The 10,521-nt window shown below is 42.8% G+C and carries 9 protein-coding genes; 1 reads left to right on the forward strand and 8 read right to left on the reverse strand.

Going from position 1 to position 10,521, the window contains the following annotated elements:
* Positions 1-87: 87 nt before the first annotated feature.
* Entirely contained in the window at positions 88-1,161 is a 1,074-nt protein-coding gene (locus tag GJU40_RS16735) for an aromatic acid exporter family protein (RefSeq protein WP_154309215.1), read from the forward strand.
* Positions 1,162-1,242: 81 nt separating this feature from the next.
* Here the strand turns inward: GJU40_RS16735 and GJU40_RS16740 are convergent, their stop codons facing one another.
* The 8 genes from GJU40_RS16740 to GJU40_RS16775 form a co-directional block, all read right to left on the reverse strand.
* Complete coding sequence (locus GJU40_RS16740) at positions 1,243-2,136, reverse strand: ABC transporter permease (RefSeq protein ID WP_154309216.1); 894 nt, start codon at positions 2,134-2,136, stop codon at positions 1,243-1,245.
* A 12-nt stretch (positions 2,137-2,148) separates the two neighbouring features.
* Positions 2,149-3,150 (reverse strand): ABC transporter permease, encoded by a 1,002-nt coding sequence (locus GJU40_RS16745; protein ID WP_154309217.1) that lies wholly within the window; start codon positions 3,148-3,150, stop codon positions 2,149-2,151.
* 126 nt (positions 3,151-3,276) lie between these two features.
* Positions 3,277-4,905 carry an ABC transporter substrate-binding protein gene (locus tag GJU40_RS16750; protein ID WP_154309218.1) on the reverse strand — a complete coding sequence of 543 codons (1,629 nt, stop codon included), beginning with the start codon at positions 4,903-4,905 and terminating at the stop codon, positions 3,277-3,279.
* A 44-nt stretch (positions 4,906-4,949) separates the two neighbouring features.
* Entirely contained in the window at positions 4,950-5,918 is a 969-nt protein-coding gene (locus tag GJU40_RS16755) for an ABC transporter ATP-binding protein (RefSeq protein WP_154309219.1), read from the reverse strand.
* The gene (locus GJU40_RS16760; protein WP_154309220.1) at positions 5,893-6,894 is read right to left on the reverse strand and encodes an ABC transporter ATP-binding protein; all 1,002 of its coding nucleotides are present in this window, start codon (positions 6,892-6,894) and stop codon (positions 5,893-5,895) included. The genes GJU40_RS16755 and GJU40_RS16760 overlap by 26 nt, the downstream gene beginning before the upstream one ends.
* Before the next feature lie 369 nt (positions 6,895-7,263).
* Positions 7,264-9,006 (reverse strand): ABC transporter ATP-binding protein, encoded by a 1,743-nt coding sequence (locus GJU40_RS16765; protein WP_154309221.1) that lies wholly within the window; start codon positions 9,004-9,006, stop codon positions 7,264-7,266.
* Between the two features lie 94 nt (positions 9,007-9,100).
* Complete coding sequence (gene ntdP / locus GJU40_RS16770) at positions 9,101-9,631, reverse strand: nucleoside tri-diphosphate phosphatase (protein WP_154309222.1); 531 nt, start codon at positions 9,629-9,631, stop codon at positions 9,101-9,103.
* 130 nt (positions 9,632-9,761) lie between these two features.
* Complete coding sequence (locus GJU40_RS16775) at positions 9,762-10,019, reverse strand: YgaB family protein (protein WP_154309223.1); 258 nt, start codon at positions 10,017-10,019, stop codon at positions 9,762-9,764.
* Between the last annotated feature and the right edge of the window lie 502 nt (positions 10,020-10,521).

Here is a 10,521-nt window from a genome sequence, read left to right on the forward strand (position 1 = left end):
GTATCTTGAAGATTTTCTTTAGTAAATATGATAAGTCAGGATATCTATACTATAAAGAAAGCTCAGAAAGGAATGTATACTGCTCCAATGAAACTCGGTGCCCGAATACTGAAAACGGGGATAGCCATTACATTAGCCCTTTGGCTGGCTACACTTTTAAATCTGCCGTCCCCTGTGTTTGCAGGAATATCAGCCATATTTGCCATACAGCCTACAATTTACAGATCTTATTTATCTATTATTGAACAAATACAGGCAAATATTATCGGGGCATCCATCGCCATTTTGTTTGGCCTGATTTTCGGTCCCCATCCATTTGTAATTGGATTTACCGCTGTGATCGTGATTGCACTTAACATAAGGCTGAAGCTGCAGAACACAATTCCGGTTTCTCTTGTCACAGTCATAGCCATTCTGGAGAGTCCGGGAGAACATTTTATAGAGTTTTCACTCATCCGGTTTGCTACGATTATTCTCGGTGTTCTTGCTGCCTTTATCGTAAACATGGTCTTTATTCCTCCAAAATACGAAACAAAATTGTATCATCGTATTGTTGAGAATACGGAGGAAATTATCAAGTGGATCCGCATCAACTCCAGGCATATTTCTGAACACAGTGTATTGAAGGATGATATTGAAAAATTCAAAGACAATATTATTAAGCTGGATCAGCTGTATCTTCATTACAAAGAAGAAAGAAGCTACTTCAAGAAGAATACGCTGGCGAAAACCCGCAAGCTTGTGATCTTCAGGCAGCTTTTGAATACGACTCGCCGTGCTCTTGATATGCTGAAGCGGCTGCACCGCCTGGAAAATGAATTTCATCATATGCCAAAAGAGTTTCAGCAGATTTTCATCGCAGAGCTTGACTACCTGCTGAATTATCACGAAACCATCCTGCTGAAGTTTATTGGCAAAATCAAGCCGTCCGTTCCTGATGAATTCATGCAGGAAGGTGCATTAAACAAATCAGAGCTGTTTGAATCCTTCCTCAGACTGAAAGCAGAGTATGAGGATGAAAATTACGTTTACAACATTCTGCCTCTTGTGACAAGCATTATGGACTATAGTGAACATCTTGAGCATCTGGATGTTCTTATGAACAGCTTTCAGACCTATCATAAGGAAGAAAATGAACTGGACATTCCGGAAGCAAAATAACCCGCAAATGTCAGGCACACACCACAAAAAGCAGCACTTCTTCATTGTGAAGAAAGTGCTGCTTTTTTATGCTTTATGATGTTAGTGCTTACCCTTCGGATCCAGCGCATCTCTAAATCCATCCCCCATGAGGTTAAATCCAAGCACTGTCAGCATAATGGCAAGACCCGGAAAGATGAGTGTCCAAGGAGCCTGCACAAGATACTGTTTCGAGTCTGCAAGCATCTTGCCCCACTCCGGATTAGGTGCTTCTGCGCCAAGTCCCAAAAAACCCAGGGCTGCAGCTTCGATGATCGCTGTCCCGATTGCCAGTGTGGACTGTACAATAATTGGAGACAGACTGTTAGGCAGGATGTGGACAAACAAAATTCTGCTATCCTTCATTCCGACTGCTTTTGCAGCAGTGATATATTCTTCCTGCTTCACACTTAACACTTTCGAACGAATCAAACGGCCGAAGTTAGGAATGTTAATGACTGCGATGGCTATCAGTGCATTTTGAAGCGACGGCCCTAGAATGGAAACAATGGCGATGGCCAGAAGAATGCTTGGAAATGCCAGCATAATATCAAAAATCCTCGAAATGATGGTATCAACCCAGCGGCCGTAATAACCCGCAAGAATGCCGAGGAAGCTTCCCACAATCACTGAGCCAAGTACAGAAAAGAATCCTACCCATAAAGAAATTCTTGCTCCAAAAATGACCCTTGAGAAAATATCCCTGCCGAAATCATCAGTTCCAAACCAATTGTTTCCTGAAGGCGGCAGAAGCCTTTTTGTTAAATCCTGCTCTCTGATTCCATAAGGAGCAATCAAAGGAGCAAAAATGGCCAGGAGAATAAACAGCAGGACAATCACGGCTCCTGTAACAGCCAGTTTATTTTTTAAAAACAGTCTTAGCTTTACTTGAAAAGGGGTAAGAGCCTTTTCTTCTTTTACAACAACGGGCTGATTTTTCTTTAATGGATACTCCATCCTTACCCCTCCTTAATACTTGATTCTCGGATCTATTGCTGCGTACAGCAAATCGACGATGAGGTTGATAAAAACAAACACAGTTGCAACGACGAGGATGCCGGTTTGAATAACCGGATAATCTCTATAGCTGATCGCATCATAAATGTATCTTCCGACGCCAGGCCAGCCGAAAATGGTTTCTGTCAGAATCGCTCCGCCGAGCAGCAGGCCCGTTTGCAAACCAATAATCGTTAAAATTGGAATAATAGCATTTTTTAAAGCATGCTTGTAGACAACCCAGAACATTCTGAGCCCCTTTGCTTTGGCCGTTCTGATATACTCGGAACTCATCACCTCTATCATGCTGGAACGGGTAATTCTTGCAATGATCGCCATTGGAATGGTGGCAAGCGCGATTCCCGGGAGAATTAAATGCCTTAACACATCCATCAGCTGATCAAATCTTCCTTGAAGCAGAGTGTCGATAATATACAGGTTGGTCATGGCATTTACAGGATTTCTAATGTCCTCCCTTCCCGTTGTCGGCAGCCAGCCAAGGTTGATGGAGAACATCCACTGCTCCATGAGGCCGAGCCAGAAAATCGGAATGGAAACACCGATCAGGGCAATGACCATTGCTGTATAATCAAACCATGAATTTTGAAACCAGGCACTGATGATTCCTGCGTTAACACCAATGACGATGGCAATTAACATGGCAAACATACTCAGCTCCAGCGTAGCAGCAAGGTAAGGGGTAATCTCCTTGCTGATTTCTGCTCCTGTGCGGATGGATACGCCAAAATCACCGCTCAGCAGTCCTTTCACATAATCTATGTACTGCACATACCAGGGCCTGTCCAGTCCGAGCTGCCTTGTCAGCTCAGCTATTGCTTCTTTTGTCGCGCGCTGCCCCAGAATGACCTGTGCAGGATCACCGGGTATTGCGCGAATGATGGAAAACACGACAAGCGTCATGCCAATCAAAACCGGTATCAGGAGTCCAATTCTTCTGACTGTATAAGATAACATGCTGCACCTCCAATATCTCTGTGCCTTTCATTTTTCTCCGGTGTCAGCTGCAGTAGTTTCACAGCAAGACGGAGCTTTTTCTTTCAAAAAAAAGGAAGAGGACTGCTCCCCTCCCCTCTGACAGTTTTACTTAAACTCTACTTTTGTCAAAATATCAGAACCTGTTGGATGCGGCTTCAGTTCTGCTAAATCGCTTACTCCAGCCAGCATTGGTGTAGAGTGGACAAGCGGAATCCATGGTGCTTCTTCGTGCACAATTTCCTGCGCTTTTTTATACAATTCATTACGTTTATCCTGATCAGGATCTGATTGAGCCTCAATCAGAATGTCATGAAGCTCATCATTGCTGAAATAGGAATAGTTGTTGCTTCCGATGCTGTCTTTATCAAGCAGCGTGTAAATGAAGTTATCAGGATCTCCATTATCCCCTGTCCAGCCTAAAAGGAATGTATCAGCTTCTCCTTTGCTTGCTTTATCAAGGTAAGTTGCCCAGTCATACGTTACAATTTTCGCTTTTACACCGATTTTTTCAAAGCTTGCCTGAAGAACTTCGGCAACCTTCATACCCTCAGGCATGTACGGGCGCGCAACAGGCATTGCCCATAAATCCATTTCAAAGCCATCAGGATAGCCGGCTTCTGCCAAAAGCTCTTTTGCTTTATCTAAATCGTAAGGATATGGCTCAATATCATCGTTATAGCCTTCAAGAGAAGGAGGCATCGGGTTCTTCGCAGGCTCTGCCAATCCGCCATAGAAAGAGTCGATGATTGCCTGCTTGTCAACCGCATGGTTCAACGCCTGGCGGACAAGTTTGTTATCCAACGGCTTTCTTGTAGATGTTAAACCAACATAGCCAACATTCATGGATGGGCGCTCAAACAGCTGTAGAGCATCGTTAGATTCGATTGTCTGCAAATCAGAAGGATTCACACCGTCCATTAAATCAATTTCGCCGGACTGCAGTGCGTTAAGTCTCGCAGAGTTCTCAGGAATCGTCTTAAAGATTACTTTGTTTAACTTAGGATAACCTTCCATCCAGTAATCTTCATTTTTCTCAACTACGATCCGGTCATTTGCTCTCCACTCAGCAAATTTAAATGGTCCTGTTCCAACAGGATTATCCCGGAATTTTTCTCCGAATTTCTCAACAGCCGCAGGGCTGGCAATTCCGAAAGGTGACATTGCAAGGTTTTTCAAGAACGGAGCCTGAGGCCTTTTCAAGATAAATTGAATAGTATAATCATCAACTGCTTTTACTTCCTTAATCACATGGCCTTCATCTTCTTTAAATCCGCCAAACATTGTGTAATAAGGGAACTGATCGGCATTCCCGTTCATCCAGCGGTCAAAGTTGAAAACAACTGCCTCTGCATTAAAGTCCGTTCCATCATGGAACTTTACTCCCTCACGAAGCTTCAGCGTATACTCAAGACCGTCTTCTGAAGCATCCCACTCAGTCGCAAGACCTTCATGAATCGTGGTATCCTGCTCGCCATAGTTTAGCAGTGTCTCAAAAATATTAACGGTAACTTTGAATGCTTCACCCTCAGTTGTGGAAATCGGGTCAAGAGAAGTGGAGTCTCCGCCGCGGCCAAACACGAGTGTATCTTTAGTATTTTCGCTGCTTCCGCCACCAGCGCCGCTGCCTCCGCTGCCGCCTCCATCACCTCCAGCATCATTAGAATTTGAACAGCCAATTAGTGCAGTTGAAAGCAGCATGATCATCATTAATGCGTAAACCAAACCCTTTTTCATACATATCCCCCTCTTTAGTTTACTTATCTATCAAACGCAGATTCTCATTCATACAAATGACAAGCTGCGTAATGACCTTCCTTGATTTCCTTTAATTGAGGTCTTACGGTTTTGCAGGTATCAAAACAATGGGCACACCTTGTATGAAACGCACAGCCCTTAGGAGGATCAGCAGGACTCGGCAAATCTCCCTTTAACACGATCTGCTCTTTCCTGACGTTCGGATCAGGAAGAGGCACAGCAGAGAGCAAAGCCTGCGTGTATGGATGCTTGGGATCTGTATAAAGGCTCTCACTATCAGCAAGCTCTACGATTCTCCCTAAATACATGACACCCACTCTATCACTTATATGCCTGACCACCCCCAAATCATGAGAGATAAACAGGTAGGTAAGAGAGAATTCTTTTTGAAGATCCTTCAGCAGATTCAGAATCTGTGATTGAATGGAAACATCAAGAGCAGATACGGGTTCATCAGCGATAATCAGCTGGGGATTTGTCATCAAAGCTCTTGCAATCCCGATTCTCTGCCGCTGCCCGCCGCTGAATTGATGCGGATATCTTTCTCCGTAATCCGGATCAAGGCCGACGGTCGTGAGCATTTGCTCCACGAGCTTAGCCCTCTCCTGCTTCGTCCCGATCTTATGTACAATAAGAGGCTCTTCGAGAATTTTGGCAACCGTCATTCTCGGGTTCAAAGACGCATAGGGATCCTGAAAGACCATCTGCATCTCTTTTCTCATTGCCCTTAGTTCGCTTTTCTTCTGGCCCGCAACATTGGTTCCGTTGAAGTAGATTTCACCTTCAGTCGGTTCAATCAGCCTTAACAGAAGCCGGCCCATTGTTGACTTTCCGCAGCCCGATTCACCGACGATGCCAAGGGTCTCACCTTTTCGAATCTCAAACGACAAATCATCGACTGCCTTAACCGCTCCCGCATTTCTGTTTAAAATTCCAGAAGAAACTGGAAAGTGTTTTTTGAGCCCATTAACTTTTAATAAGGAGCTTGTCATTTGCGTCACCTTCTTCCACTAAAAAACACCTTGAATGATGTCTGCTGTCAACTTTGTATAAATCAGGGCTTTCCACTCTGCAGCGGTCATGAACGGCATCACACCTCTGGGCAAAAGTACATCCGTATTTAACAGTGCCGGGCTTCGGCACTTGTCCTGAAATGGAATACAGTTTCTCTTTCTTGATTCGAATATCCGGAACTGATTGCAGGAGGCCTCTTGTATAAGGGTGCTGAGGATTCGTGAAAATGGTTTTCACATCCCCTTCCTCCACTACCCTGCCTGCGTACATCACCAGAATTCTGTCACACATTTCTGCAACAACGCCGAGATCATGAGTAATGAAAATGATGGAGGTATCAAGCTTTTCATTCAAATCTTTCATCAAGGCGAGAATTTGTGCCTGAATGGTCACATCCAGAGCAGTCGTCGGTTCATCTGCAATCAGCACTTCCGGATCACAGATCATCGCCATGGCAATCATGACGCGCTGCCTCATGCCTCCTGAAAGCTGATGTGGATATTCTTTCATAAGCTGCTCAGCCCTTGGCAGTCCCACCAGCTTCAGCATCTGCACTGCTCGTTCTTTTGCATCCCTTCTGCTTTTTCTATGATGAACCATATATGCTTCCTGCAGCTGGTCACCAATCTTAAATAGCGGATTAAGAGATGTCATCGGCTCCTGAAAAATCATCGCTATATCATTTCCGCGAAGATCTCTCATTTGTTTTTCGTTGTAATTCAGGAGATTCTTATTTTTAAAAAGAATTTCCCCCTCTGTTACATTCACCTGCGGCTTTTGCAGAAGACCCATAATAGACAGGGAAGTGATGCTCTTTCCACAGCCGGATTCCCCTACAATCCCCAGAACTTCTCCTTTTTTCAAGTGAAAATTAACAGAATCTACAACGATGGTTTCCGATCGGTCATTCTTAATAGAAATGGTTATATTCTTAACATCCAGCACTTTTTCCATGAGGTAACTTCACCACCAAAAAGTAATAAAGACAAATTATTTTATATTATTAAAAAATTTAAAATATTATGTTAAAAAACATTATATAGGATGAGGTAATTTATGACAACGTCCTGTTTACGGGGCGAACAGCGGATTTCGACAAAAGGATTTGGAAGGTTTGTACAGTTTACAAGGATTCTACAGTTAGAATAATGGTAATATTTGTCGAAAAATCTCTTAAACTAACTACTGATTTCATGATTTTTCGGTATAGTTTTTGCTGTTATTTTCAATAAAAGGATAATTTTGGTTGAAAAAAGCTCCTCAAAGTCATCTGCTGTGACTTTGAGGAGCTTTATGGATTTTTATAGTGTAAGGGTCTTCTGATTAATCTAAGTGCTGAATCTGAAACAAGCGTGCATATGCTCCGTCTTTTCTCATCAGTTCGGCATGTGGTCCTTCTTCTATGATTCTGCCGTTTTCAATCAGGACAATCTTATCTGCATGTGTAATCGTGGACAGTCTATGAGCGATAATAATGGTTGTCCTGTTGGCAGACAGTTTTTCAAGTGCTTCCTGAATCAGATGTTCACTCTCCAGATCAAGAGCCGATGTCGCCTCATCCATCACCAAAATTGGAGGGTTTTTCAGGAATACTCTGGCAATGGACACCCTTTGTTTTTGGCCGCCCGACAGCTTTACCCCTCTTTCGCCGACTTTGGTGTTGTAACCATTCGGAAGGCTTACAATAAAGTCATGTGCATTGGCAGCTTTTGCTGCAGCGATCACTTCATCGTCAGAAGCAAGGGGATTTCCGATTAAGATATTCTCTTTCACAGTCCCGCTGAACAGGAAGGTATCCTGCAGCACCATTCCTATCTGCTCCCTGAGGCTGCTTGCTTGATAATCTCTGATATCCATACCATCCAGCGTGATTTTTCCGGAAGTAACATCATAAAAGCGCGGTATCAGGCTGACAAGCGTAGATTTTCCGCCGCCGCTCATACCTACCAGGGCAACAGTTTCACCGCGTTCTATATTCAAATGTACATGTTCAAGAATCAGCGGCTCATCTTCTCTATACTGAAAAGAAACATCCTGAAACACTATGTTTCCTTTCACATTTCTTGCTTCTGCAGCATTTTCTTTATCCTCTATTTCATAAGGCACATCAATCAGCTCAAACATTCTGTCCATAGAGGCAAATGACTGGGTAAGTGTTGTTGACGAGTTAATCAACCTGCGCAGCGGACTGTAAAGCCTCTCGATATAGGCAATAAATGCAACCATCGTACCAACTGTTAAATCTTCATTGATAACCTGATATCCTGCAAAAGCCACCACCAGCAGAGGCGCAATATCGGTAATTGTATTCACCACTGCAAAGGTTTTTGCATTCCAGCTGGTATGATCAGTCGCTTTTTGAAGAAAATTTGTGTTCTCCTTTGAAAACAAATTCTGCTCATAATCTTCAGCTGCAAAGCTTCTAATTACCGGCATTCCCTGAACTCTTTCATGCAAATGTCCCTGCACTTCAGCCAATGCCTGAGATCTGACCCTGGTCAGCTTTCTAAGCCTGCCATAGAAATACCATACAGAAAATCCATAGAGCGGAAAAAGAGCGATTGACACAAAGGTTAATTGAACATTCATGTTGAACATAATCACAATAGCAATGATTATTGTTAAAATATCAAGCCAGACATTCATCAGCCCTGTAATAACAAAATTCTTTGTTTGTTCCACATCATTAATCACTCTGGAAATAATTTCTCCTGCCCTAGTATTTGCGTAATACCGTAAACTGAGCTTTTGAAGATGAGTAAACAGCTGATCGCGGATGTCAAACAGCACTCTGTTTCCTACCCATTGCGCATAATACTGACGGTAATATTCGACTGGAGGCCGAAGTATTAGAAAAATTCCAACCATCACGGCCATGATTGTAAACAGTTCGTTTGTCTTGTCTTCCGCCGATGCATTTCCTCCCAATATGTTGTCAACTACATGCTGCAGCAAAAGAGGAATCAAAAGGGGAATACCGAACTTGAATACACCAATGAAAATGGTCCCGGCAATCTGCCAGGTATATGGTTTTACAAACTTCATATATCGTCTAACGGTGCTCATGATATCTCCTACTTGTTATAAAAGTGTTAAGTCACGGATGAAAAAAAGCCTGTTTGCATAAAACAGGCCGCCGTTCTACTTATTTCGTTTCTTACTACTTCACATGGTATAAATACCGCTCATACCAGTCATCAATAAATTCTGCAGAAAAAGGGCCTTTTCTCTGCCTGATCATGCTCATTAAATGTTCCACATTCTTTTTCAGAATCAGGTCAATCACATTCGGATAATTCATCTGCTTGCGATGCTGTTCATACTCATCCTCATCCAGCAGAATAAATGTCATATCCGGAAAAACCTTAACATCCAAATCGTAGTCTATATACTTCAATGCTTCACCGTCCCAGACAAATGGAGAACTAACATTACAATAGTAATAAACTCCGTCGTCCCTCAGCATTCCAATCACATTAAACCAGTATTTGGAGTGAAAATAACAAATGGCCGGTTCTCTGGTAATCCATGTTCTGCCGTCCGATTCAGTAACCATAGTCCTATCGTTACCGCCAATGATTAAGTCCTGGGACCATTTAAGGATCGTCGTTTCATCCCACACTCTATGGAGTAAGCCATTATGTTTATAGCTATGAATTTGGATGTTGTCTCCTTCCTTGGGATATCCCATTAATCTCCCCTACTTTCCATTGGATGCCACCATTTCGAAGTGAAAATCCCAATTCTACTTTTTATTATTATAACGTTAGACTATTAAAAAAGAAAATAAAAGGCCATTCATGACTGAATGGCCGGAAAGATTACAATACCGTTGAAGCCTGATAATCTTGATAGGATTGAATCACATCTTCTGTCTGCTCTTCAAAAACTCTTTGGATCATGGCCAGTTCTGCTTTCATAAGCTCTATCTCATCCCTTATGGATCTTAACTGCACCTTATCCTGCAGGCTCACCAGTTCACGCTCGATCTCCTGGCACCGCTCCACTTCCGACTGCAAAAACAAAAGCTTTTCCATCGTTTTAAGCTGTTCTCCAACAAGCTGTTCAAAGCTGCCCATGATTCACGCTCCTTTCAACCACATACATTCTTCCACAAACTTCCACACCACATACATTCGCTCTTTTTATCCCCATTCCTTTGGCTTTTATTGTAGATAAGTGGGAGGTTTTGTCGCAGGGGCTGGGGGAGAGGGGGGAGGGCTGTTGAGCCGGCTGTTTGGGTTGTAAAAGGTTTCTAAGGTATGAACTGACTACTGTCTGCTAGTTAAGCGGAAGATTTCCGCTTAACTAGCATTTTGACCTTTTGTTGGGCGATTTAAGGGTAGGATTTCCGGTTATTGTCTTAAAAGTCATTAGAATCAAGCTCTTTATAGCCCATAGACGGAATTTCTCCTTTTATTTAATGCTTTTTTAGATGGATTTTTCACATAAGCGGAATTTATACGAAAATTGAGGATTGTGCTGTCTTAAAAAGCAAAAAAAGGCCCCCCAAGGTTTGAATTTGGATTTTTTAAAATGGGTTTATGCAGCTAGCTGGCTTGTATTCGATCCAACTGGATG

It is taken from the genome of Metabacillus lacus (assembly GCF_009674805.1).
GTDB lineage: Bacteria > Bacillota > Bacilli > Bacillales > Bacillaceae > Metabacillus_C > Metabacillus_C lacus.